The 24,528-nt window shown below is 54.3% G+C and carries 18 protein-coding genes; 7 read left to right on the top strand and 11 right to left on the bottom strand.

Annotation, left to right across the window (positions count from 1 at the left end; translation table 11 throughout):
* Positions 1-22: 22 nt before the first annotated feature.
* The gene (locus FFI90_RS03165) at positions 23-2,668 is read right to left on the bottom strand and encodes an HzsA-related protein (RefSeq protein ID WP_186317901.1); all 2,646 of its coding nucleotides are present in this window, start codon (positions 2,666-2,668) and stop codon (positions 23-25) included.
* Positions 2,669-2,894: 226 nt separating this feature from the next.
* On the opposite strand from FFI90_RS03165, the gene FFI90_RS03160 reads away from it, so the two are divergent.
* Genes FFI90_RS03160 through FFI90_RS03150 form a run of 3 tightly spaced genes read left to right on the top strand, consistent with a single transcriptional unit; the run spans position 2,895 to position 8,217 of the window.
* On the top strand, positions 2,895-4,124 hold the full coding sequence (locus tag FFI90_RS03160; RefSeq protein WP_144776449.1) for a hypothetical protein: 1,230 nt from the start codon (positions 2,895-2,897) through the stop codon (positions 4,122-4,124).
* Positions 4,125-4,131: 7 nt separating this feature from the next.
* A complete protein-coding gene (locus tag FFI90_RS03155) occupies positions 4,132-6,639 on the top strand; it encodes a LamG domain-containing protein (protein WP_246123301.1) in 2,508 nt (835 codons plus the stop codon).
* Between the two features lie 12 nt (positions 6,640-6,651).
* Positions 6,652-8,217 carry a general secretion pathway protein GspF gene (locus FFI90_RS03150; protein WP_144776447.1) on the top strand — a complete coding sequence of 522 codons (1,566 nt, stop codon included), beginning with the start codon at positions 6,652-6,654 and terminating at the stop codon, positions 8,215-8,217.
* Positions 8,218-8,252: 35 nt separating this feature from the next.
* Here the strand turns inward: FFI90_RS03150 and FFI90_RS03145 are convergent, their stop codons facing one another.
* Positions 8,253-9,275 (bottom strand): FAD:protein FMN transferase, encoded by a 1,023-nt coding sequence (locus tag FFI90_RS03145; RefSeq protein ID WP_246123299.1) that lies wholly within the window; start codon positions 9,273-9,275, stop codon positions 8,253-8,255.
* Positions 9,275-9,805, bottom strand: coding sequence for a methylated-DNA--[protein]-cysteine S-methyltransferase (locus tag FFI90_RS03140; protein WP_144776445.1), 531 nt, complete (start codon positions 9,803-9,805; stop codon positions 9,275-9,277). The genes FFI90_RS03145 and FFI90_RS03140 overlap by 1 nt, the downstream gene beginning before the upstream one ends.
* Before the next feature lie 245 nt (positions 9,806-10,050).
* On the opposite strand from FFI90_RS03140, the gene FFI90_RS03135 reads away from it, so the two are divergent.
* On the top strand, positions 10,051-11,301 hold the full coding sequence (locus FFI90_RS03135) for an ABC transporter substrate-binding protein (RefSeq protein ID WP_144776443.1): 1,251 nt from the start codon (positions 10,051-10,053) through the stop codon (positions 11,299-11,301).
* A gap of 36 nt (positions 11,302-11,337) precedes the next feature.
* Here the strand turns inward: FFI90_RS03135 and FFI90_RS03130 are convergent, their stop codons facing one another.
* The 6 genes from FFI90_RS03130 to FFI90_RS03105 form a co-directional block, all read right to left on the bottom strand.
* Positions 11,338-13,086 (bottom strand): ABC transporter substrate-binding protein, encoded by a 1,749-nt coding sequence (locus tag FFI90_RS03130; protein WP_144776441.1) that lies wholly within the window; start codon positions 13,084-13,086, stop codon positions 11,338-11,340.
* Between the two features lie 214 nt (positions 13,087-13,300).
* Positions 13,301-13,576, bottom strand: coding sequence for a DUF2160 domain-containing protein (locus tag FFI90_RS03125; RefSeq protein WP_144776439.1), 276 nt, complete (start codon positions 13,574-13,576; stop codon positions 13,301-13,303).
* An 11-nt stretch (positions 13,577-13,587) separates the two neighbouring features.
* Positions 13,588-14,394, bottom strand: a complete 807-nt coding sequence (locus FFI90_RS03120) for a carbohydrate ABC transporter permease (protein WP_144776437.1) — start codon at positions 14,392-14,394, stop codon at positions 13,588-13,590.
* A gap of 10 nt (positions 14,395-14,404) precedes the next feature.
* Positions 14,405-15,271 carry a carbohydrate ABC transporter permease gene (locus tag FFI90_RS03115; protein ID WP_144776436.1) on the bottom strand — a complete coding sequence of 289 codons (867 nt, stop codon included), beginning with the start codon at positions 15,269-15,271 and terminating at the stop codon, positions 14,405-14,407.
* A complete protein-coding gene (locus FFI90_RS03110) occupies positions 15,271-16,371 on the bottom strand; it encodes an ABC transporter ATP-binding protein (protein WP_144776433.1) in 1,101 nt (366 codons plus the stop codon). The genes FFI90_RS03115 and FFI90_RS03110 overlap by 1 nt, the downstream gene beginning before the upstream one ends.
* Entirely contained in the window at positions 16,371-17,465 is a 1,095-nt protein-coding gene (locus tag FFI90_RS03105) for an ABC transporter ATP-binding protein (protein WP_144776432.1), read from the bottom strand. Before FFI90_RS03105 ends, FFI90_RS03110 begins: the two co-directional genes overlap by 1 nt.
* 331 nt (positions 17,466-17,796) lie before the next feature.
* Here FFI90_RS03105 and FFI90_RS03100 point away from each other — a divergent pair, with 331 nt between their 5' ends.
* Positions 17,797-19,704, top strand: coding sequence for a sigma-54-dependent Fis family transcriptional regulator (locus FFI90_RS03100; RefSeq protein ID WP_144776430.1), 1,908 nt, complete (start codon positions 17,797-17,799; stop codon positions 19,702-19,704).
* A 38-nt stretch (positions 19,705-19,742) separates the two neighbouring features.
* On the opposite strand, the gene glpK is transcribed toward FFI90_RS03100, so the two are convergent.
* A complete protein-coding gene (gene glpK / locus FFI90_RS03095; RefSeq protein WP_144776428.1) occupies positions 19,743-21,215 on the bottom strand; it encodes a glycerol kinase GlpK in 1,473 nt (490 codons plus the stop codon).
* A 209-nt stretch (positions 21,216-21,424) separates the two neighbouring features.
* Here glpK and FFI90_RS03090 point away from each other — a divergent pair, with 209 nt between their 5' ends.
* Both FFI90_RS03090 and glpD read left to right on the top strand, forming a co-directional pair.
* Positions 21,425-22,183, top strand: a complete 759-nt coding sequence (locus FFI90_RS03090; RefSeq protein WP_144776426.1) for a DeoR/GlpR family transcriptional regulator — start codon at positions 21,425-21,427, stop codon at positions 22,181-22,183.
* 184 nt (positions 22,184-22,367) lie between these two features.
* Positions 22,368-23,897: a glycerol-3-phosphate dehydrogenase gene (glpD, locus tag FFI90_RS03085; protein WP_144776424.1), complete on the top strand. Its 1,530-nt coding sequence runs from the start codon at positions 22,368-22,370 to the stop codon at positions 23,895-23,897.
* Here the strand turns inward: glpD and FFI90_RS03080 are convergent.
* Positions 23,877-24,491 (bottom strand): uracil-DNA glycosylase family protein, encoded by a 615-nt coding sequence (locus FFI90_RS03080; protein ID WP_144776422.1) that lies wholly within the window; start codon positions 24,489-24,491, stop codon positions 23,877-23,879. The genes glpD and FFI90_RS03080 overlap by 21 nt on opposite strands.
* Between the last annotated feature and the right edge of the window lie 37 nt (positions 24,492-24,528).

The raw sequence follows: 24,528 nt of genomic DNA, 5'->3' as shown, positions 1-24,528 counted from the left end.
GTTCTGGTGTCGGTCCTGATCATCATTCCGGGGCGGCGAAGGGATCGTTGTAATACTGGGCGCCTATATCAAGCCATTCGGCAATCAAACGCAGTTCAGCGGGCGACATAAAATCTTCATGGCTGCCCCCGGGCCTGAATACATTAAGGAATCGGTTGCTAGCCAAAGCGCCATTGGCAGACATGCTTTCTCTAACCGGCACTGGCGCCAGAATGGGGGTTGTCAGACCATTTTCATCGAGTATTGGCGCGCCATCTTCGTCCCGAAGAACCTCACCCGTATCAACCATCGTGTCCACCAAGACGCCGCCAGCATTTAGCTCCTGCGCATTATCCGGAAACAACAACTCGCGATACGACTTGAAGTGCAATGGCTCAGCGGTCGAGGGACCATCCGTGAGATCCAGCTGGCCAGCCGCGACAGCATCAGCGCCCGCCGCATCGCTGCTGACATGACAACTGGTACAGGTGAAGTCATCAACTACCACGTCGTTAATGTCCAGAACCTCCCGGTTCGAACCCCAGAGCGGATGGATATGCGACTCATAGTTGATAACCACACGGCAGTTAGCGGCCCAGTCGTTTTCACACACACTGGAAATCGGCTTCGGAGTAACCAGATTTTCGTACGCCAGAGACAGGTCTGTCACGCTATTGGCGAAATCTGTCCACTCATCGGCCTGGTAAACCGGGTCAGGCGAAGGCTGGCGAATGCCCTTAAGCCGTGCGTAAACCTCGGCCATGGTTTCCCCCATATCCGCGAACAACGTTGAATCCGTGTTAGGAAAAGGCGCGCCAGTTGTGCGTGCACCGGCCCAGACAGACGCGGGGCCCGCGCCCGGCCGGCCATGGGAAACAAGTGATCCGGCTTTGTGGCAGCCCCTGCACTCCAGAGTTTCACCGCGCCGAACCGATAGCCAGTTCTGATGGCGATCGCTGGTTCTGCGCCCCTGATCATCCACAACGCTTACTGCAAAGGCCACATTAGCCGGCACGGCCACTTTTACCGAGCCGTCTGGCTCAATGGGCACGTAGCCCAGAATTTCCCGCATCAGTTGCCCGCGGCTACGGCCAAAGGCGCTGTTGTCAAAATCCAGTACATTCTCACCGGGCATGGAAACCGGCTTTTCAAGGCGCAAAAACCTTGCCGGGCGGCCTGCTGCGGTGGTCAGGCTCGGGTCTGCAACTGTGGTAATACCATTTGGTGCTGTATCTGCGCCATCTACGTCGTACACACTGCGAATGTGCAAAATTCCGTAACCGTCATCCGCCAGCTGGGCGGCTTTTCCGGTAACCTGAGTAGCGGGTACAAAACCCTCCAGAGGCCGCTCCCGCATCAGCATGGCTTCATCAAACTGCTCGCCCTCAGAAGGCTTTACAACCGGCCTCTGGGTTCCGCTTGCCACGTCCAGAAGCCAGAGCCCATATACCGGCGGCGCAGGAACATAGGCATCTGACGCCAACCTGTCATCGGTGCAATTTACAATACGGCTGGAAGACGTTTCCTGGAGCCTGCAGGGGGTCCAGCTTACGAGGTACCTGCCAGTACCATCCATCAGGGGTGAAATGGCGCTGTAGCGGCCTTGCAGTGAGAGCTCGCCATCAAGCGTAATGCCTGAGATCAAGGGGCGTTGACCGCTTCCGGGGGTGCCATCAATGCGCAACCCGGCTTCCACGTAGTTATCAATATCTACCTCTGCCGGAGCCGACGCGTAGTCGTCGCTTTCGAAGGGGCGCAGCTGCACCAACAGTGCTCCTGAGTCTGTCTTGCGGGACTTCAGATACTGCACGTTGCGGGCACCCTCAACAGAATCGTGGGAATTGCGGCCGTACAGATAAGTAAGCCCGGTTCCGTCGGGATTTACCTGGTAGAGATTGACTCCATTGTTTCGGGTCTGCCCGGCATTGTCCCACCGGCTGAATACGATGGCGCCTTCTTCCGTCACCAACGGATCAAGATCGTGGCTCTGGTTAAATGTAATCTGCTGAATGTTCTCGCCATCGTCATCCATGGTGTGAAGCACGAATGCGGGCACATCACGGTTTTCATCAAGGCCTGCATACTGTCCTTTGCCTTCGTCCAGCAAAACCGCTTTGGACGTACGCTGCCGGGTGGATGAAAAAACGATCCTGCCATCCGGAAGATACGCTGGCGCAACATCCTGGCCGGCTTTAGCGGTCACATCCGAGGTTATAATCCTGCGCAAAAGGTCCGTTGTACGATCGTATTCCCAGATGTTCCAGGTGGGCTGATCTTCCTCATCGGCATCTTCAATTTCAGGCGCGCGCATGGCGAACAAAATGCGGTTGCCATCATGTGAGGTGTGCAGGTCTTTTACGTCGTAACGAAGGCGGCCGGCATCATCCAGAAATGCCGAACCGGCAAAGGCCCGGGAAGAAATATCAACGGCACCGGCATCAATCGATGCGCTGGACTTGAGGAACAGGCGTGCTCCTGGACGGAAACCCGAGGGATCCGCCAGATTGTCTTCAATCAAGGCCCCACTGTTGTCGTCGAACAACAAGGGCCGCTTCACATAGGCAACCGGGTTCTCAACCACCACCGGGTCCGCTTGCTGGCTGTCGGCACTGGACAAACAGCCGGTAAGTGCAACGGCCAGGCTAAGGCAAAGCAGTGACCTGATGATCTCGTTTGGTTTGTTAGGCACGCGCCGGGGCTCCGCTGAAAAACCTGTCTATATGCCCTGAGGCGAATAGAATTCATGACATAAATTAAGTCTGTGCGGCCTTCCAGCTCTACGGATTTTGCGTAAGTAAATGTAATTACGTGGCGCAACCCACAAAACACATGCAAATTACAAGTATAAACTATTAACAATTGTCAAATTGGCCTAGTGTGCCAAAGCCAAAATAAAAGCCATCGAGGATAGCGACATGAAAGCCCCAGTAAGAATGCGCCACAGCGCGTTCAAGGCATGCAGTATGTCACTCCTGATTCTGATGACCGTCGCCTATGCCAGCGCTGCTGGTGCGGGACCAAGAGAACAGGCTAAACGGATCCACGACAGGATTGCTGGTGTTCCTCCTGCTGCTGCAATACTCGACAGCATGGCGCAGGACATTTCGGCAGGCAATCCACTCGATGCTGCTTTCACAGCCATGGATGACCCGGCTTTTTACGACGCTACGCTCAAGAATTTTGCGGCGCCCTGGACCAACGAGGCTATGACGCCATTCGTTCCGCTAAATGACTACACGGCAACGGTCATCGGGATGGTAAGGGACGGAGAGGATTTCCGGAAAATCCTGCATGACGATGTGCTCTACATAGGAGATCCGGGGCTCGGATTAACCCCATACTCAACGTCCAATAACGCTCATTACGTAGAGCTAGAAGACAGTGGTGAGCCTCTGAAAGACAGCCTGCGAAAGGTTCCACAATCAACGTATAACGGCCTGCCCTCTTCTGCTACCGCCGGTGTAATCACCTCGCGTGCGGCTGCAAGAGCCTTTTTCAGCGCTGGCACCAACCGCGCAATGTTCCGCTTTACCCTGATCAATCACATGTGCAGCGATCTGGAGCAGGTTGCCGATACTTCCTTACCCCCTGACCGGATTCGCCAGGATGTTTCCCGCAGCCCCGGGGGCGACAGCCGGGTGTTCCTGAACAACTGCGTGGGTTGCCACACGGGCATGGACCCGATGACTCAGGCCTTTGCCTATTACGATTTCGAGTACAACCCCGACAGCGATCCGGATGGTGCGCTTGGCAGACTGGTTTATAACACCGTGAACGACCCTGAGACCCAGTCGCGGGTGCAGGGCAAGTATCTCATCAACTCCAGCACTTTCGAACCGGGCTATGTGACCCCTGATGACCAGTGGGACAACTACTGGCGGCAAGGCGTTAACCGCCGTCTGGGTTGGGATGGAAGCCTGCCCGGCTCCGGGAGCGGCGCAAAAAGTCTTGGTAAAGAGTGGGCCTATTCCGACGCTTTTGCAGAATGTCAGGTGAAAAAAGTGTTCAGGAATGTGTGTCTCCGGCCACCTTCCAACAGCGCCGACTATGCAAAAGTGGACACCATGGTGAGCAACTTCCGGTCTCAGGATTTCAACCTGAAACAGGTGTTCGCCGAGTCCGCTGTTTACTGTGCTGGGGAGTAAGGACGAAATGACAATGATAATCCATCAGCAAATACATTTTCTGCGCAACGCAATGACCTTCATAGCCTTGATGGTCGCAACATTATTCCTCTCGGCCTGCGGGGGAGAATCTACAGAGGCGTTGCCCAACACCTCATCCAACTTGAGCTCCGTAAGCTACAAAGGCCCTTCTCCCGCCAGCGATGACGTCCAGAATTTCAAACTCGCTGTCTGGGACAATCTGGTCCAAGAAGATAAGTGCGGTTCCTGTCACGGCACCGGGGGCCAGTCACCTACGTTCGTTGACAGCCAAAACATCAATACCGCTTATGCCCAGGCCAACACTATTGTTAACTTGTCTGACCCCTCCCAGTCAGCGATGGTTACCAAGGTTGCCGGCGGTCACAATTGCTGGGCGACCAGTGATTCAGTCTGCGTGGATATTCTCACCACCTACATTGCAAACTGGGCAGGCGGCTCATCAAACTCCGCCAAAACTATCGAACTTCGCGCCCCGGCGGAGAAGGACCCCGGAAACACGATTACCCTGCCGGCAGACCCTGCTGGTTTCAGCACGACGGTTTATCCCGTACTCATGGATTATTGCAGTGATTGTCACGGCGACAGTGGTCAGACACCCTATATAGCAAGCAGCACTCTTTCAACTGCCTATGAGCAATCCAAGAGCAGGATCAGCCTGACCACGCCCAGCAATTCCCGCCTTGTAACACGGCTGGAATTCGACGCTCACAATTGCTGGACAGCAGACTGTGGTAGTGACGCAGCCTATATGGAAACAAAAATTCTGGAGCTGGCCGCATTGCAATCACCTCGGCCAGTAGATCCGGATCTGGTCACAAGCAAAGCACTGGTACTTGCCGGCGATAATGGTGACGGCCTTTTGGCCAACTCTGGCGGGCGCTTCGAAGACAACATCATCGCCCTCTACGAGTTCAAGGCCGGTGAAGGTCAGACAGCTTTCGATACCAGCGGTGTATCCCCTGCCCTGAACCTGACGCTCAGCGGAAACGTTGACTGGGTTGGCGGTTGGGGTATAGATATGCGCCCCGCAGTGCAGACTGAGCAGGGCGCCATGGTGCCAGCAGGCAAAGCCCAAGGGTCAACCACAGACAGCCGCAAACTTCATACGCTGCTGACCGGTTCCGGTGAGTATGCGATCGAAGCATGGGTAGCCCCCGGCAATATTAGCCAGGAAGACGCACGGATTGTGACCTACTCCGGCTCCGCAACCACACGAAACATGACGCTGAGCCAGTCCCTGCAGCGTTATGAAGTGTTGCACCGCAGCACCACCAGCGATGAAAACATGCCGTTTGCTACCCAGGATGGCGACAAGCTGCTGCAGGCTACCCTGCAACATGTTGTTGTTAACTATTCCCCAGGTGCGGGGCGGCAGATTTTTGTCAACGGTCAGTACTCCGGCGATATGGATCCGGATAACGCCGGCCTGCTCTCCGAATGGGATGACAGCTTCGCGTTTGTCCTGGGTAATGAAACCGATGGCAACTCCCCGTGGCAGGGCGCCATTCGTATGGTCGCGATTCACAATCGGGCACTGACTCCGGAGCAGATCCAGGCCAACTTCGACGTCGGTGTAGGCCAGAAGTTCTTCCTTCTGTTCGGCGTGTCTGACCTGATCAACGTGCCAGAAAGTTACATCGTTTTCGAAGTCAGCCAGTTCGACAGCTTCAGCTACCGGTTTACCAGCCCCTTCTTCATCAGCCTGGATGAAAGCGCCGAGCCTTCCAATCTACGTATTCAGGGTATGCGCCTGGGTATCAACGGCAAAGAAGCCACGGTAGGCCAGGCTTGGGCCAACCTTGATGTGGTTCTCGATAGCGCAACCTACGAGCCTGGCACAGGCCAGTCATTGTCGCGGCTTGGCACCATCATCGCGCTTGAAAACGGACCGGAATATGACGAGTTCTTCCTGACGTTCGATCTATTCGGCAGCAGCACTTACTCTCGCTCTGAGCCGCCGTTGATCGACAGCGGAACGCCAGCAGATCTGCCTCCATCATCCGATATCGGCCTGAAAACCTTTGACGAAATCAACGAGTCCATGGCACGCATGACCGGTGTTGCGAAAACCCGACCGGCTGTTTTGAATACCTTCAGCACGGTCAAGCAACAGTTACCAACCATTGAAAATATCGGCGGCTTTTTATCGTCTCACCAGATGGCTGTTACCCAGATGGCGATTCAGTATTGCGATGCTCTCATCAAAGATGGGCAAGCCAGAGCGGCTTTCTTCCCGGGCTTTGATTTCACGGCATCTGCCGGGACAGCTTTTGACCACAGCGGAAAAAGCCTGATAACCGGGCCACTGTTAGCACGGTTTGTTGGTGAGAACCTGTCTACACAACCTGCAGCACTGGATATTCAAACGGAGCTCGGCAGCCTGATTGACAAGCTGACACCGTGCAGCGGTGAAGACTGCAACGGCCGCACCGAAACAATTGTTAAAGCTAGTTGTGCCGCTGTGCTTGGCAGCGCCACCACCCTGGTTCAGTAGAGGACACCGCTCATGTTTATTCGCAAATCCCGAAAACGGCCACTGGCCAATGGCGAGCCCCTCTTCCACGATGACCACTCGCGGCCACGTACCCGCAGGGAGTTCATTGCGCAGGGCATGATGGCAGGCACCGCCACCGTTTTTGGCGCCTCGCTGTTCAGCTTGTTCGCTAATCCCAGAATGGCGGCGGCTGCGCTCTCTTCTGACCTGGAAGGCCTCAAGGAAAGCTGTGGAATTGCGGTTCAGGGTGCGGGAAAGATCCCGTTTATTTGTTTTGATCTGGCAGGGGGCGCGAATATTGCCGGCTCCAACGTGCTGATGGGTAAATCTGGCGGACAAATGGATTTTCTGAGCACAGCTGGCTATAGCAAGCTCGGACTGCCCGGTGACATGCTGCCAAACGATCCCTCTTTCGTGAACGAAGAGCTCGGGCTGGCGTTTCACTCAGACAGCGCGTTTTTACGCGGCATTCAGCAAAGCACCAGCGCAGGCACCCGCGCCGGAACGAATGGTGCGATCATCGCAGCACGTTCAGAGAACGACACGGGCAACAACCCGCACAACCCCATGTACGGTATTCACAAAGCCGGAGCGGACGGCTCTCTACTCTCTCTGGTGGGCTCCCAAAGCACGGATTCCGGAGGCAACTCTCTTGCCCCTATGAGCCTGATAAACCCCCAGGTAAGGCCTACCAAGATCGACCGACCATCCGATGTGACCGGCCTGGTGGATGTGGGTGATCTGATCGGTATTCTTGATCAAGGTGATGCGGTGGCCGTTATGGAGTCCATCCAGCGTATCAGCGATAAAAAAATGAACAAGGTCAATACCCGCATTACGACAGACGAAGCGATCAAGGAGCTGGTCAAGTGCGGCTACATCAAAAGCGCAGATCTGGCTGACCGCTTTGGCAACCCGGCAGATCTGGACCCGATGGCAGATCCGGATATTGTCGGGCCCGGAGGGATCTTTTCAAGCACCGAATTCAACGGCAACCGGGAGTTCCGCAAGACTGCCTCTGTCATGAAGCTGGTCCTGAATGGCTATGCGGGCGCCGGCACCATTACCATGGGTGGTTACGACTATCACACCGGGGAGCGGGCGACCGGAGAACGCCGGGATGAGCAGGCTGGCCGGTGCATGGGCGCCTGCCTGGAGTACGCCGCAAGAGTAGGGATGCCGCTGATGCTATATGTGTTCAGCGACGGCTCGGTATCGAGCAATGGCAGCCTCGATGATTCCCAGGATGGCAGAGGCAAAGGTGTGTGGACGGGCGACAATCAGCAGACTGCGGCTTCATTTTTCCTTGTTTACAACCCGAACGGGCGCCCGGTTGCCACACGTAACCAGATCGGCTTCATGCGTGCAGACGCCTCCGTGGAAACCGCTTCCAGCCCAGCTGCGAATAACGTAAACCAGCTGGTTCAAACCGTGTTACTGAACTACATGGCGTTGCACGGTGAGCAAGGCGACTTTGCTTCAAAGTTCATGGGGCATGGCCTTGGAGATACGACGAACCAAGACCGGTTGATCGCATTTTCGGATGTGGTCAACGGGACAATTCCACCCGCGCCCTGAAAAAAGTTCTGCGGGCAAAGCCCCCGTCATCAGCTTCACGATTCCGGGGGCGCCAGCCCCTCAGAAAAGTGCATGATGCGCTTATCATCAATGATAATCGCATCAATGCCGGGTAACTGCTCTATCATTTCCAGGCCTTTTTCCGGGCCCAACACAAAGACCGCGGTAGAAAGCCCATCAGTTGTCAGCGCATCGTTTCCAATAATTGTAACGCTCTGCACGCCGCGCACGGATTTTCCGGTGCCTGGAGAAAGAATATGATGAACGCGTTCACCCTCCTCATTGATAAAGAAACGCTCGTAATCGCCGGAAGTAGATATGGCAACATTTGCCAGTGGCAGCACAACCGCATTGCGCTTCCCGGAACGTGGGTCCCGCACGCCCACAAGCCATGGGCTTCCGCGCTTGTCACCCAAAAGGCGCAAGTCACCACCAGCGCTCAGCCGGGCATGACGAACACCAGCCCGCACAAGACGTTCAATACCAAGATCAACGGCAAAGCCTTTGGCAATGCCCCCCAAGTCAACCAACAGACCTTGTTGACGATAGAATACCGTGTGCTCGGCCTCATTCAGGACAATATCCTGATAATTGATACGGTCAAGCCTTGAACGGATATCTTCAGCGGAAGGCTGTTGGTGCTGCCGGTAATCATAAAGAAACCCGACGGATCCGAAGCTGATATCAAAAGCCCCACCGCTAAGCTCAGCCACGTCGCCCGCTTTTTTAAGCACCTGGAAAAGATCAAAGCTTACCTTGACCGGGCTCTCCGCAGCACGTCGGTTCAGGCCGGAGAGCTCTGAGTCTTCCCGGTAACGACTCATGTTACGATCAACCTGATGAAACACAGCCAGAACGTCTTTCGCGATGGCATCGGCAGCCTTCTGGCCGTCAAACCAGAATTCCAGCTCCACCGGTGTGGTCATCGCGGTATCTGTGTATTTGTGCCATTGCGCATGGGCCGCAGACGGCAGCACGACAAGTAACAAAAGCCAAAGACACCGCAAACCGACAGGATGGCGGCCCGCAAACAGGTCCATGGGTTTAATTTCCACCATCAGCGCTCAGACAACCCTTGCTCGTGACTTAATACTGACTGCTTGCGCTTTACACCCCAGCGGTAGCCCGAAAGGCTACCATCACTTCGAAGTACCCGATGGCACGGCACAACCACGGCCAAAGGGTTGGCGGCACACGCTCCCGCTACAGCCCGTGAAGCCGTTGGCATGCCCATGCGCTGGGCAATCTCGCCATAGCTTGCCGAACTGCCCGACGGTATTTCCTGCAGCGCGCGCCAGACTCTGCATTGGAAGTCTGTGCCCCGGAGGTCGAGTTGCACTGACAGTGGCTTGCGGCTGTCAATCAGATAACTCATCACGTCGGCAAACCACTCTGCCCTCGAGTTGTTTTCATGCTCAAGTGTGGCATCCGGGAATCGACGGGCCAGTTCCGCAACCAGCTCCTCCGGAGACTCCCCTGGTAGCACAGCGCACACTCCACTCGGCGTGCGCGCCACCAGAATCTCACCGAGGTAGCAGTGGCCTGTTTGCCAGGTGATCACTTCGTCCTGTGCGTTGTTACTCGTCACGGAAGCCTCCTCGGTTTCGATTACCCGTTTTTTTAGTCGCTCTCCATACCAGAAGACGCAGTATGACTCATGTCAGTGAGGGTGCAAACGTACAATTTTTTACGCAAATCCCCACTTTAGTCTGATTGCCGGATACAGTTCCGGGAAAGAAACTGACCCTCTGCCTTACCAATACTCAAACCACAACGTTCAGAGTACTGACCTGAGTGCCAAACACTTGGCCGTGCCCTGTAGCAGGAGCCATTATGACAGCCGGAAAAGCACTCTTAACTACTTGCTTGCTATTGCTTGCCGCTAGCACCGTTGCCGCAGAAACACTCAAAATCGGCCTGAATTACCCACAGACCGGCCGGTACAAAGATCAAGGCCTGCAACAGAGACTGGGTGCTTTTCTGGCGGTGGATGAAATAAACAAAGCCGGCGGCGTTATGGGGCAGCCTCTGGAACTGGTTATCCGGAATACTCGCGGAGAACCTTCCAAGGGCGCAGAAAACACCGCCGAAATGATAGATAACGAAGGCGTTCGGATGGTGTTCGGTGGGGTGTCCAGCTCCGTCGCAATCGCCTCTGGCAATGCTGCCCGGGAACGCAACCGAATCTATTTTGGTACCCTCACCTATTCCAACGCGACCACCGGAAGTGCGGCGCACAGCCACATGTTCCGGGAGCCTTATAATGCCTGGATGACGGCCAAGGTTCTCAGCCAGTACCTTAAACGCAACCACGCCGGTGAAGATTATTTCTACATTACTGCGGACTACACATGGGGCTGGTCGGTTGAAGAATCCGTGCGCAAATTTTCCAACACCGAAGACGCACAACGCCATCCTGGTGTAAAAACACCCTTTCCCCGTGCCCTGGTAAACGACTTCCAGGACGCTCTGGAGCAAGCCGACGCAAGCGGTGCAAAAGTGCTAATGCTGGTCCTGTTTGGTGATGACATGGTTCGTGCACTTAATGTGGCTTACGAAATGGGCCTGACCAAGAAAATGCAGGTGGTTGTTCCCAATCTGACTTTGGGTATGGCTCGACAGGTTGGCCCAACCATTATGGAGGGCATTGTCGGAGGCAGCCCGTGGGTATGGAATGTGCCCTATGACATGGACTACCCACGCGGTAAAGAGTTCGTTGAAGCCTTCTCAAAGCGCTATGAAATGCGGCCATCCACCGCTGCGGCATCGGCCTACAGCATCGTGTATCAATACAAGAGCGCAGTGGAGCGCGTCGGTACCACCAATACCCGGGCGGTGATCCGCACACTGGAGGAGCACAGGTACACCTTCCTGAAAGACGAACAGTACTGGCGTGATTTTGACCATCAGAACGTACAGTCTGTGTATGTGGTCAAAGTTAAACCCCGGGACACCATCATGGCCGACGAGTATGGCTCGGACTACTTCAGCATCGTCGAGTCGATGTCTGGCGATGAAGCAGCCCAGACCCGGGAAGAGTGGGAAGCGCGTCGCAGGGAGGCAGGCAAGCCACTGAGTTTGTGAGCCTGCCTGCGACCTGGAGAGCAAAAACAGCAGAAATCAGCTCTCGCGAGCATCTTCCCATGTTTTGAGCAACTCGTTATAGGGAACGGTTTTGCCCTGCACCTTTTCGTTTTCCAGTTTCGGCTTGGGCGAGCCCGGCTGGTCCAGCCAGTACTGCGGATCCCTTGGCTCGTTCAGCTTCGGACCGCAGTTCGGCATGACGTTGGCGCGTTCCAACCGTTCCATGACACGGTCCTGAGCATCAGCAAGGCCGTCCAAGGCTTTTTGCGGTGTTGCTTCGCCGCTCGCGGCCTGGGCAATGTACTGCCACCAGAGCTGAGCCAGTTTCGGATAATCCGGAACGTTGGTACCTGTAGGTGACCACTGAACCCGCGCAGGGCTTCGATAAAACTCAACAAGCCCGCCAAGTTTCGGCGCCATTTCTGTCATCGCATCCGAGTTTATATCGGATTCGCGAATCGGGGTCAGACCTGCAATGGTTTTCTCCAGAGACACGGTTTTCGCCACCGTGAACTGGGCGTACAACCAGGCTGCCAAGCGACGTTTCTCGGGGGTGGAATCCAGAAAGGTCCAGGAGCCCACGTCCTGATAACCCAGTTTCATACCTTCTTCCCAGTAGGGACCACGTGGGGAAGGCGCCATTCGCCACTTCGGAGTGCCATCTTCATTGACGACTGGCAGGCCATCCTCAATCATGCTGGCCGTAAATGCGGTATACCAGAAAATCTGCTGAGCGATATTGCCCTGAGCGGGTACCGGGCCGGATTCGGAAAAGGTCATACCCGTGGCTTCAGGCGGCGCGTATTTTTCCATCCAGTCGACATACTTCGTGGTCGCATAAACAGCAGCTGGGCCATTCGTAGCACCGCCGCGTGAGACGTTGGAACCTACAGGGTGGCAGTCCTCCACGCGAATGCCCCACTCATCTACCGGCAAGCCGTTCGGCAGACCTTTGTCACCCGCGCCCGCCATCGAGAACCATGCGTCGGTGAAGCGCCATCCCAGGGATGGATCTTTCTTGCCGTAATCCATATGGCCGTAGACTTTCTTGCCATCTATCTCTTTCACATGAACCGAGAAGAACTCTGCGATGTCTTCATACGCTGACCAGTTCACCGGAACGCCCAGCTCATAGCCGTAGAGTTCCTTGAACTGCTTTTTCAGATCTTCACGCTCGAACCAATCCGCCCGGAACCAGTAGAGGTTGGCAAATTGCTGGCTCGGCAGCTGATAGAGCTTGCCGTCAGGCCCTGTAGTGAAATCAAGACCAATGAAGTCCTCAAGATCCAGAGTCGGCAGAGTAAGGTCTTTGCCGGAACCGTTCATTATGTCTTCAACGGCAACCACTTTACCGTACCGGAAATGTGTCCCTATGAGGTCGGAGTCGTTCACATAACCGTCGTAGATGTTGCGGCCAGACTGCATCTGGGTCTGCAACTTCTCAATGACATCGCCTTCCTGAATCAGGGTATGGGTCAGCTTGATGCCGGTGATTTCCGAGAAGGCCTTGGCCAGAACACTGGATTCGTATTCGTGGGTGGCAATGGTTTCCGAAACAACATTGATTTCCATGCCCCGGAACTGCTCCGCGGCTTTGGTAAACCACGCCATCTCTTTCATCTGCTGTTCTTTGGTGAGGGTAGACTTTTTGAACGAGTCATTTACCCATTTTTCAGCAGCGTCCGAGTACTGATCAGCGCCGGCCTGCAGGCTCAGCCCCATACTGATCGCACCGATGGCAGCGCTCAGTATCAGGGTCTTCGGATAATTGTTGTTTTTGAACATATCCAACCTCGTTTACTTTGTTGTGAATGGAGCGAAGCAAGACCGCACTCCGTTTGGGCTTGTTATAACGCTTGGACTGTAAAACCTTGTGCGTTCGAGACCGACTTTATGATTGTTTTCGACCATTGATTGAAAATTAGTTCGGTTTCGAATTCTTTACAACCTTTTAAACTCCTTTTTCAAAGGGCCTCTGCAACCGCATATTCAGCTGCATTCAGCCCCACCGCAAAAGAACCAAAAGCCAAACTACAGACACTGCCAAAGCAACCCAGAGCGTAATGCTGCTAACGGCGAGGAACGCCAGATGTATATATGCAGCGGACAGAAAACCGATAAACAACCGGTCTCCCCGTGTCGTTTCGATGGGCAGAAAACCCTTGCGCTCGGTGCAGGGAGAAACGATTTCATAAACGGTCATGGCCGCAAGAATCATTGCGATAGCCGCAAAGAAAACAACAACAGTGGGTGTCCAGTTCATCCAGGCAATCATATGAATTCTCCTTATACCCGTCCGAGAGCGAAGCCTTTGGCCACGTGGTTGCGAACAAACCAGATAACCAGCAGACCGGGAACAATGGTCAAAACGCCGGCGGCCGCCAGTACACCCCAGTCAATACCGCTGGCTCCGATGGTGCGAGTCATAATCGCCCCGATAGGCTGAGCGTCCACAGAGGTGAGTGTTCTGGCCAGAAGCAGTTCAACCCAGGAAAACATAAAAGCGAAGAAGGCTGTCACGCCTATACCCGAACGGATCATCGGCAAAAACACTTTTATAAAGAACCTCGGGAAGCTGTAGCCGTCAATGTAAGCCATCTCATCGTATTCCCGTGGAACGCCCTTCATGAAGCCTTCCAGGATCCACACCGCCAATGGCACGTTGAACAGGCAGTGCGCAAGCGCAACGGCAATATGGGTGTCAAAAAGACCAATTGATGAATACAGTTGAAAGAACGGCAGCAGGAAAACCGCAGGCGGCGCCATCCGGTTACTGAGCAGCCAGAAGAACAGGTGTTTGTCGCCCAGAAACTTGTATCGGCTGAACGCATAGGCTGCCGGCAACGCAACCGACAGCGTAATGACCACGTTGATCGATACATACAACATGGAGTTGAGGTAGCCGTTATACCAACTGGGGTCGGTAAAGATCACTGCGTAGTTATCAAACGTGAAGGTTTGCGGCCATAACGTAAGACCTCCGAGGATTTCCTGGTTGGTTTTGAACGACATGTTCAGCAACCAGTAAACCGGTGTCAGAAGCAGCAGGATAAAAAGGGTAATCCCGACATTCTTGGAACGCGTCTGTCTCATCTCACTCTCCTTATTTTTCTTTGTCGGCGTGAGTAATAGCGGTGAAGAACAACCAGGAAATAAGCAATACAATCAGGAAGTAGATCAGTGAGAATGCCGCAGCACGCCCCAGGTCGAACTGCCCTATTGCCATGGTGGTCAGCGTCTGGCTCAGGAACGTCGTGGAGCTTCCCGGGCCGCCACCAGTGAGAACAAATGGCTCGATATAGATCATGAAGCTATCCATGAATCGCAACAGCACAGCAATAATCAGCACACTTTTCAGACGCGGGAGCTGGATATACCGGAATACCGCCCATTTCGAAGCGCGGTCGATTTCCGCCGCCTGATAAAAGGCCTCGGGAATGGCACGCAGACCGGAATAGCAAAGCAGAGCAACCAGCGGCGTCCAGTGCCAGACGTCCATAAGAAGCACTGTCAGCCAGGCGTCCAGGGTGTCGCCGGTGTAGTTATAGTCAATACCAAGCTGATTGATACCCCAGCCGAACAAACCGATATCACCGCGAGCAAAAATTTGCCAGATGGTGCCAACGACGTTCCAGGGAATCAGCAACGGAATGGCAATGAGGATAAGGCAAAGGGAGCCCTTGATGCCGGATTTCGGCATCATCAGGGCCACACCGATACCCAGTGGAATCTGAATCAGCAACACAAAACCGGAGAACACGAACTGCCGGATCAGTGAGTCCTGAAGCCGTTCATCCGCAAGAACTTCTTTGAACCATTCCGCGCCAACATAATAGGCCTGGCCTGGCCCGAAGATATCCTGAACCGAGTAGTTAACCACGGTCATCAGGGGTATCAGCGCCGAAAAGGCAACAAGAAGAAACACTGGCAGTACGAGCCACCAGGCGCGGTTATCAGGGATTTTGTCCATCACTGTTGCTCCTGAACCAGGAATTCATCCACGTACAGCATCAACCACTGTTTCGGGAATGAAAGGTGTACGGGGCTGTCGATGCTGGCTTCAAATTCCTCATTCTGGCGCACCTTCAACTCCTGCTCGCCAAGCTGCACCGTCACGATTTTATAGGTGCCCAGATCTTCTATATCCTGGACATTTGCCTCGTAGGTATCGTCAGACGCTATAGGCGAGATCTCGATGAACTCCGGGCGTATGCCGATCTTCAGGTTCCCGGATGTCATGCGTTTGAGAATATCGACTTGCCAGCTCTCAAGTGGCAGCACAGTGGAGCCAAAACAGACGCCATCTGAACACCGCTCGACCTCCACAATGTTCATTCCCGGGCTTCCGATAAAGTAACCAACGAACGTATGATTGGGCGCCTCGAAGAGTTCCGTAGGCGTACCGAACTGAACAACCTGACCGTCGTACATCACGGCAATTCTGTCGGCAAATGTAGAGGCCTCAAGCTGGTCGTGGGTGACGTACACCATGGTGATATCAAACTGTTCATGGATCTGCTTGAGTTTCCGACGCAGCTTCCATTTGAGCTGGGGGTCGATAACGGTTAGCGGCTCGTCGAACAGAATCGCCGAGACGTCTTCCCGCACCAGCCCCCGCCCCATGGACACCTTCTGCTTTTCATCAGCGGTCAGATTCCTGGCCTTTTTATGAAGCTTGTCTTCAATCTCAAGAACCTCTGCAATCTCCTGCACGCGAACCTTGATTCTGGAGGCGGGAACCTTGTTGTTCTTAAGCGGGAACGCCAGGTTTTCGTATACCGTCATCGAGTCGTAAATAACCGGGAACTGAAATACCTGTGCGATATTTCTGTCCCGCGGAGAGAGTTCGTTCACCCGCTTGCCATCAAACAACACCTCCCCTTCCGACGGTTGAATCAACCCGGAGATAATATTCAGCATGGTGCTCTTGCCACATCCCGAAGGCCCAAGCAGCGCATAGGCACCGCCTTTGTGCCAGACATGGTCTAGCTGGCGAATGGCATAGTCATCCGGGCCTGTTGGTGTATCACTGTAACTGTGCGCCAAGGCTTTCAATTGAATTTCAGCCATCAGACAGCTCCTCCGGCAACCCGGGATGGTGTGTGCACCAATTGCTCATCCTTATCGAAGACGAACAGTTTGTTGATCGGCAGATAAACCTTGACCGGCGCGCCGGTGTGGTACTGGTGAACGCCCATGAGCTGCATCACCATCTCGAAATGACTGTTCTCAACGTGCATGAAGGTTTCAGAACCGCTGATCTCACTCAGAGCGACTTCCATGGACATCTCGAGATCGTCATCGTTGGTTGGAACCAGCGCAATATGGCTGGGGCGAATACCGAACCAGTAATCACCGGGCGTCAGCTTTTCCAGTTCCTGGGTCAGCGCGTGGTGGGAATATTCATCAAAGGTAACTTCAGTGTCCGTCACACGTCCGCGAACCATGTTCATTGGAGGCTCACTGAACAATTGCGCGGCCAGGGTATTAACCGGCGCACGGTAAACCTCCATGACCGGCCCGGTCTGAACCACACCGCCTTCATGTAAAAGCGTTGTTGTGCCACCCAGTGCCAGAGCTTCGTTTGCCTCTGTTGTTGCGTAAACCGCAATACACTGGCGCTCCCGGAACAGGTCCCTGAGTTCCGCCCGGAGCTCTTCCCTCAGCTTGTAATCAAGATTCACCAGCGGCTCATCAAACAGCACCAGGGTGGCATCCTTAACCAGCGCGCGAGCCATAGCGGTACGCTGCTGCTGGCCGCCGGACAACTCAAGTGGGTAGCGCTTGAGCAAGGGTTCAATCTGCAACATCGACGCCGTTTCTTTTACCCTGCGATCAATTTCAGACTCTGCCATTTTGGCCAGGCGCAGCGGTGACGCAATATTTTCGTAGACGGTAAGCGTGGGATAGTTGATGAACTGCTGATAGATCATCGAGATGTTACGGCGCTGCACGTTTTGCCCGGTAACATCCTCGCCGTTATACAACAGACGGCCTTGCGACGGTTTATCGAGGCCGGCCATCAGTCGCATCATTGAGGTTTTACCGGCCAACGTCCGGCCAAGCAAGACATTGAAGGAGCCAGCCTCAAAAGTGAGATTGGCATCCCGTACGTAGTCGACTCCGTCGACCGTGCGGGAGAGGTTCTCCAGCGTTAAGGACATAAGCATTCCTTGTTGTTCTTATGGAAGCGCATCCGGATCCTGAAACGAACGTCCGGAAATTCTATTTGGAATCTTTGAACGCAAGGCCTGTACCAGTTTTCTGAAACTTGTACGTGAAAACCATTACAACTCTGATTTTAAAAGCTTTTAGTTTTCTCTATATTTCTCATCCGAAAATAACAATGTTCGTTTAACAACACCTTGCTCAAGTTGAACGTTGACGTGAACACTGTTTGCACAGATGATTGAACAGCTCCCGGGTCTCAACTGAACACACGGCTCCGATTACCAATACCGAAAAACATAAAAACGAACACAGAGATGCCGCCCGATGAAGAAGAACAAACACCTGGATAACCGAAGTGACGTTGCGAAATCCTGGGAACGCTGCATCGCGTGGGGCCTCGACCATGAATACGAACCGGCTCCACCCGCGCCAGAAGCTTTTCAACAGCAAGATCTGGAGCGCCAATACCACGAATTGCTTTCGAGTACCGAGGCGGAGGTGCTTCCCTATTACCGGAACGTGCTCTCCAATAGCCGCTGCCTGATCCTTCTGGCGAATCAGCACGCCACCGTATTAAAAAGCTGGGGCGACACGCGCATCACGGAGCCCCGTCTCAAACCCTGGTTTCAGGAAGGCGCGAACTGGCAGGAGCAACAGTGCGGCACCAACGCCATAGGGACCGCTATTGCCGCCGGGAAAGCGATTCAGATACAGCGAAACGAACACTTTCTCAAGCTCCACCGGAGCATCATCGGCTCCGCCGCTCCCATATTCGATGCCCGGAAGCAGCTTACCGGTGTATTGAGCGTGTTCAGCGATGCCTACCTGCCGCAGGCGCACACCCTCGGCATGGTGCGACTGCTTACCCAGTCCGTAGAAAACCGATTGCTCAACCGGGAGTTTGAGTCGGATCACTTTCAGATCACACTCAACACCACCGCAGACAACTTCGACAGCCCTTGGTCCGGCATTCTCGTCTGTAATGATTCAGGCCAGATAGTTGCCAGCAATCAGCGCGCGGATCAGTTGCTGGGCACCCAAACCGCCGACACCAGGCTTGATGATCTGTTTACAACTCACCGTAACCACATCCTGGGTCATCCGGAACACACGGCAATACAACTTACGACCAGAAGCAAGGTAAGACTGAGCGCTCGCCTCAAGCGACCTTCTTCAACACGAAAGGCGCCTTTGGATAAGGATGCGGGCATTCGGGAGCCTTCAGCACAAAACACGCCATCCGGCTTTAGCAGCCTGGAGTACGGTGACGCATCGGTTCGTCGCTGTGCCGAGCAGAGCCTGAAAGTTCTCAATCGGGGCGTTCCGCTTTTGATAACCGGCGAAACCGGCGTTGGCAAGGAAGTGCTGGTAAAGGTTTTGCACGAAGCGACTCAACGCAGGGATCAGCCTCTGGTTGCAGTGAATTGCGCGGCCATCCCGCCGGAGCTGGTGGAATCCGAATTGTTTGGTTACGAGGCGGGAGCTTTTACCGGCGCGCGGGCTCGAGGCTCCCTTGGTTTGATCCGCAAGGCCCACAAAGGCATATTGTTTCTCGATGAAATTGGCGAGATGCCGTTATCCGCGCAGTCACGGCTGCTTCGTGTACTTCAGGAGCGGGTGGTCACACCCGTAGGAGCCTCAGAAAGTGTTCCGGTCGATATTCTGCTGATCACCGCAACCAACCGCTCACCTTCATCGAGCATTGAATCCGGGCAGTTCCGCGCAGACCTTTACTATCGGATCAACGGGCTGTGTATTGAACTGCCCGCACTTCGAAACCGCACTGACAAACGCAATCTTATTGAGCACATCTACCGAGAGCACCGGGACCCGGCGCAGAGCGAAGCGCTAACCCCAAGGGTACTATCAGCCCTGGAAAATCACCCTTGGCCGGGTAACATCCGCCAACTCGTAAATGTCTTGAGGGTGGCCATAGCCATTGCCGATGGGGAGGATGTACAAATCTGGCATTTGCCAACAGACTTCCTCGCCGAATTTGAGGCCACGGCCTTCGCCTCTGCTAATAAGCCAGCAAAGATGGCGTCTTTCGATGCGGCACCGAAGCCACCCAGCAAGCTGCGAGATCAGCCCGAAAACGGCGAACACAACAAGCTCGCCTATACACTTCACGTTTACCACCGGTGTAAAGGCAACGTATCGAGCGCTGCAAAAGAGTTGTCTATCAGCCGAAATACGCTTTACAAGCGGTTGCGGGAACTGGGGGTCCGTTAAACCACTCTGCACTGCTGGGCTGTCCCCCAACAAGCTGCTCAGAGCTTATGAACAGCCTGAATCCAGCCGTCGTACAACTGATCACGCTTTTCCTTTGTCATGACCGGCTCGAAGCTCCGGTCACATCGCCACAAACTCGCTAGCTCGTCCAGCGATCCATACACGCCGGCTTGAAGCCCGGCCAGATACGCGACGCCAAGTGCTGTTGTTTCCACAATTGACGGCCTGTCCACTCGCGCGCCAAGAATATCCGCAAGGAACTGAAGCACCCAATTATTCGTTACCATTCCGCCATCAACCCGCAAGTTGATCGGGCGGCTACCGTCCTTTTCCATCGCTTTTTGCAGGTCTTTGGTCTGATAGCACACCGACTGCAGGCCGGCGGTCACAATTTCCTTGATGCCCGTGTCCCGGGTCAGGCCAAAAATTGCCCCGCGCGCATCGGGATCCCAGTAGGGTGCGCCCAGGCCTGTAAACGCCGGTACAAGATAAACGCCGTGATCTACCGGCGTGCCTTCTGCCAATGGCTCTGTGTCACAAGCGTTCTGAATCAAACGGAGGCCGTCGCGTAACCATTGAATCGTTGCACCGGCGATAAAGATGCTGCCCTCCATGGCGTAGGTAGGCTTGCCTTTCAGGCGATAGGCAACGGTTGTTAAGAGTCTGTGCTCGGATTTCAGAGCCTTGTCACCGGTATTCAGCATCAAAAAGCAGCCCGTGCCATAGGTGCTCTTTGCCATCCCTACATTGAAACAGGTCTGGCCAAACAGGGCTGCCTGCTGGTCACCCGCTATACCGAGCACGGGCACGCCATTAAGGGCTCCACCCTCAGAGATGATTCCGAAATCGTCGGCTGAGTCCATCACCTCGGGCAGCATGGATTCGGGAATGCCGAACAGCTCCAGCAACTCTGAATCCCACTGCTGGGTATGTATATTGAACAGCAGGGTCCGGCTCGCGTTGGTGGCGTCGGTTCGGTGCTCCTGTCCTCCGGTGAGATGCCAGAGCAGAAAGCTGTCAACCGTTCCGAATGCCAGCTCTCCGCGCTCGGCACGCTCACGGGTACCAGGCACATTCTCCAGTATCCACCGGATTTTGGTGGCCGAAAAATATGGATCGATCAACAATCCGGTTTTGCTATGAACCCAGGGTTCATGACTGGCACTTTTGAGTGATTTGCAATAGGAGGCTGTTCGCCGATCCTGCCATACAATCGCATTATAAACCGGCTTGCCGCTCGCCCTGTCCCAAACGATGGTGGTTTCCCGCTGATTGGTGATGCCGACAGCAATCACCTCGTCATCGTCTGTGCACTCTTCCGACATCACCGCGTCGCACGTCTGTTTCACAGACGACCAGATATCATCAGGGTCGTGCTCTACCCAACCACTGTCCGGAAACTGTTGGGGAAACTCCTGCTGCCGCACTGCATGTATATTCCCTTTGAGATCAAAGAGCATGGCCCGGGAACTTGTTGTCCCCTGGTCAATGGAAAGTAAATACTGGCTCATTTAGCGTCTCCCCCGCTTTCTTATTTGTTCGCATTTTTGCTCTTTTGAACATGAATGCCAAGGTGTTTCGAAAACAACGCCGACCAACCAAAACGCAACCCATTCAATAGGCTGTATAAAATACTGAAAAAGACTAAACTTTATTTGCACCGTGTTTACGGACGCTCATTATTTCGCATTAGAACAACGACAGGTTGGAGGGCTATTGAATGGCACAGCGACGGCGGCAGGATCTGATCATGGAACTGATCCAGCAGAACGGCTTTGTAACGACCGAGCAGCTTGTCGACCAGTTCAGAGTAACGCCCCAGACAATCCGAAGGGATCTGAATGAGCTTGCAAAAGATAAAAAGCTCCGCCGGCATCACGGCGGCGCCGGTATTGACTCAAGCACGGTGAACACGGCCTACCAGGCCAGAAAGATCATGGATCTGGAAGCCAAAGAGCGTATCGCCGAAGCCATGGTCAAGTTGATCCCGGATAACTCTTCGATGTTCATCAACATCGGCACCACCACCGAAACCATCGCCAAAGCGCTGCTCGAAAAAAACAATTTGCAGATTGTGACCAACAATTTGCATGTCGCCTCCATTCTCTCCGCAAAAGAGGACTTCCACGTGATCATCGCCGGTGGAGAAGTGCGGAGCCGCGATGGAGGCATTGTAGGCGAAGCCACGCGCGATTTTATCAACCAATTCAAAATGGACTTCGGCATCATCGGCATCAGTGGTATCCATACGGACGGCTCGCTGCTTGACTTCGACTATCGCGAAGTCCGTGTGGCGCAGGCGATCATCGCCAATTCCAGCCAGGTATTGCTCGCCGCCGACCATTCAAAATTCGGCCGCAATGCAATGGTAAGACTGGGCAGCATTACCCAGGCAGACCATGTGTTTACCGACCAGCAACCACCGGCCGAGATCTCTCAGCTCCTGAACGAACACAGTATCAAGCTCCACCTGGTCTGACGGCCTCTTCGAACGCAGGAGGCACCCGACAATTCTTCTTCATCTTGCCATTTTCGTTTATTTTCTATATTTTCCTTTACGAATATTCTTGTCTTTCGCATAATGCGTTTATTGCGCGTTTTTGCGCCGGAAAGCTTGCGTAGCGAAACTGTTCTTTTCCCATGGCATCAGGAGATATCCAACAATGACTACGGACCACGAACAATATGACGTTGTCGTTGTTGGCGGCGGTGTCAACGGAACAGGAATAGCAATGGATGCAGCCGGGCGGGGCCTCAAGGTGTTGCTCTGTGAAATGAATGACCTGGCCTCTGCTACCTCCTCAAACAGCAGCAAGCTGATCCATGGCGGTCTGCGCTACCTCGAGCATTACGAGTTCCGGTTGGTCCAGAAAGCGCTCGCTGAACGTGAATCCCTTCTCAGAAACTCACCGCACATCATGTGGCCAATGCGCTTTCGCCTCCCGCACCAGCCGCACCTGAGACCTGCGTGGATGATACGCACCGGCCTGTTTCTTTATGATCATCTGGCCAAGCGTGAAATCCTGCCGGGCTCCCGCTCCATACGCTTTGGCGCATCAGGTCCGCTTAAACCTGAGATTACCAAAGGTTTCGAGTACTCCGACGGCTGGGTGGATGACGCCAGGCTCGTTATCCTAACCGCAAAAAAAGCACAGCAGTCCGGCGCTAAAATCCTGACCAGAACCAAGTGCGTCAAAGCCGAGCGTGGACAAAAGGATTGGAAAATCACACTTCGCGACATGTCGAGCAATGGCGAGAAAACCGTTTCAGCCAAAGTGATTGTGAATGCCTCAGGTCCCTGGGTGAGCAAGCTGTTTAGTGAAACACTCTCCATGCCGGCACCCAGAACGATCAGAATGGTCAAAGGCAGCCACATTGTCGTGCCACGGCTCAATCAGGAAGAGGAAGCCTATATTCTGCAGAATGAAGACGAGCGCATTGTATTTGTGATCCCCTATGAGGACGAGTTCTCACTGGTAGGCACCACAGACGTGGAATACGAAGGTGACCCGAGAAAAGCCAGGATATCACCGGAAGAAACCGATTATTTGCTGAACATCGTCAATTCGCACTTCATCCGGCAGCTCAAACCGTCCGATGTCGTATGGTCGTACTCAGGCGTCAGGCCGCTTATGGATGGCGAAGAGGAAAACGCCCAGAAGGCGTCCCGTGATTACTCGTTTGAAGTCAATCAGGAGAAAGGCAAGGCGCCCCTGATTTCAGTGTTCGGAGGCAAAATCACTACCTACCGAAAACTGGCAGAGGCCGCTACGGACAAACTGTGCCATTTCTTTCCGAAAGCGGGCGGCCACTGGACAAAAACAGCGATTCTGCCTGGCGGCGATTTCGACAATCAGGACAACCTTGCCGCAGCGCTCAAGCAAGAGTTTCCCTGGCTGCCAGAGGCCGTTCTTAGCCGATATGTGCGGACTTACGGTACAACGTCTCGTGATATTCTGCAGGGCTGCACCTCGGTGGATGACCTGGGTCAGCATTTCGCAGGCACCCTGTTCGAAAAAGAAGTTCAGCATCTTGTGAAGAACGAGTGGGCCATGACGTCCGAGGACATTCTTTGGCGCCGGACCAAACAGGGACTTCACGCATCTACCAGCGGTACCGAGTCTCTCGATTTCTATCTGGCGGATAAAATTACGACATCCAGTCCCGGCCCCCTACTCCACCAAAGTGTCTGATGCCAATAGACTGGCTATACGCTTCTGAAGCTCGGGAATCACCTGCTCTTCAAACCAGGAATTCCGGCGCAACCAGAGGTTGTTCCGCGGGCTGGGATGGGGCATTGGCAGCACGTCTGGCCAATATCGCTGCCAGTTTCTGACATTTTCGGTGACCGATTTTTTCCCGTCCTTCAGGTGCCAGGCGTGAGCGTACTGGCCGATAACCAGCGTGAGCTTGATACCAGGCAATCGCTCAAGTAACGCATTACGCCAAGCAGGCGCGCACTCCGGTCTGGGCGGCAAATCACCAGACTTACCTTTGCCCGGATAACAGAACCCCATGGGAAGAATGGCCAGCTTGCGGTCATCGTAAAACACCTCCCGCGTTATGCCCATCCACTGCCGGAGACGGTCGCCGCTGAGGTCGTTAAACGGCAACCCCGTTTCATGTACGCGTCGTCCCGGAGCCTGGCCAACCACAAGGATGCGCGACTCCGGTGATAGCTGCACAACCGGCCGCGGACCCAGGGGCAAGGCTTCAGCACATATCGAGCAGGCGCGTACCTGGCGGATCAATTCATCAAAAGGCAGCTGCGCAAGAGTATCCTTCATTGGCTCGTCGTCATCCCGGCGATTGCATCACAAGCGT

Source organism: Marinobacter maritimus (assembly GCF_007671675.1).
Taxonomy (GTDB): Bacteria; Pseudomonadota; Gammaproteobacteria; order Pseudomonadales; family Oleiphilaceae; genus Marinobacter; species Marinobacter maritimus.
This window is presented reverse-complemented; position numbering and strand designations above follow the sequence as displayed.

Excerpts from the sequence above, each read along its gene's own strand:
- FFI90_RS03160 (WP_144776449.1), top strand. The coding sequence starts at position 2,895 with ATGAAAGCCCCAGTAAGAATGCGCCACAGCGCGTTCAAGGCATGCAGT.
- FFI90_RS03155 (WP_246123301.1), top strand. The coding sequence starts at position 4,132 with ATGACAATGATAATCCATCAGCAAATACATTTTCTGCGCAACGCAATG.
- FFI90_RS03150 (WP_144776447.1), top strand. The coding sequence starts at position 6,652 with ATGTTTATTCGCAAATCCCGAAAACGGCCACTGGCCAATGGCGAGCCC.
- FFI90_RS03145 (WP_246123299.1), bottom strand. The coding sequence starts at position 9,275 with ATGGTGGAAATTAAACCCATGGACCTGTTTGCGGGCCGCCATCCTGTC.
- FFI90_RS03135 (WP_144776443.1), top strand. The coding sequence starts at position 10,051 with ATGACAGCCGGAAAAGCACTCTTAACTACTTGCTTGCTATTGCTTGCC.
- FFI90_RS03130 (WP_144776441.1), bottom strand. The coding sequence starts at position 13,086 with ATGTTCAAAAACAACAATTATCCGAAGACCCTGATACTGAGCGCTGCC.
- FFI90_RS03125 (WP_144776439.1), bottom strand. The coding sequence starts at position 13,576 with ATGATTGCCTGGATGAACTGGACACCCACTGTTGTTGTTTTCTTTGCG.
- FFI90_RS03120 (WP_144776437.1), bottom strand. The coding sequence starts at position 14,394 with ATGAGACAGACGCGTTCCAAGAATGTCGGGATTACCCTTTTTATCCTG.
- FFI90_RS03115 (WP_144776436.1), bottom strand. The coding sequence starts at position 15,271 with ATGGACAAAATCCCTGATAACCGCGCCTGGTGGCTCGTACTGCCAGTG.
- FFI90_RS03110 (WP_144776433.1), bottom strand. The coding sequence starts at position 16,371 with ATGGCTGAAATTCAATTGAAAGCCTTGGCGCACAGTTACAGTGATACA.
- FFI90_RS03105 (WP_144776432.1), bottom strand. The coding sequence starts at position 17,465 with ATGTCCTTAACGCTGGAGAACCTCTCCCGCACGGTCGACGGAGTCGAC.
- FFI90_RS03100 (WP_144776430.1), top strand. The coding sequence starts at position 17,797 with ATGAAGAAGAACAAACACCTGGATAACCGAAGTGACGTTGCGAAATCC.
- glpK (WP_144776428.1), bottom strand. The coding sequence starts at position 21,215 with ATGAGCCAGTATTTACTTTCCATTGACCAGGGGACAACAAGTTCCCGG.
- FFI90_RS03090 (WP_144776426.1), top strand. The coding sequence starts at position 21,425 with ATGGCACAGCGACGGCGGCAGGATCTGATCATGGAACTGATCCAGCAG.
- glpD (WP_144776424.1), top strand. The coding sequence starts at position 22,368 with ATGACTACGGACCACGAACAATATGACGTTGTCGTTGTTGGCGGCGGT.
- FFI90_RS03080 (WP_144776422.1), bottom strand. The coding sequence starts at position 24,491 with ATGAAGGATACTCTTGCGCAGCTGCCTTTTGATGAATTGATCCGCCAG.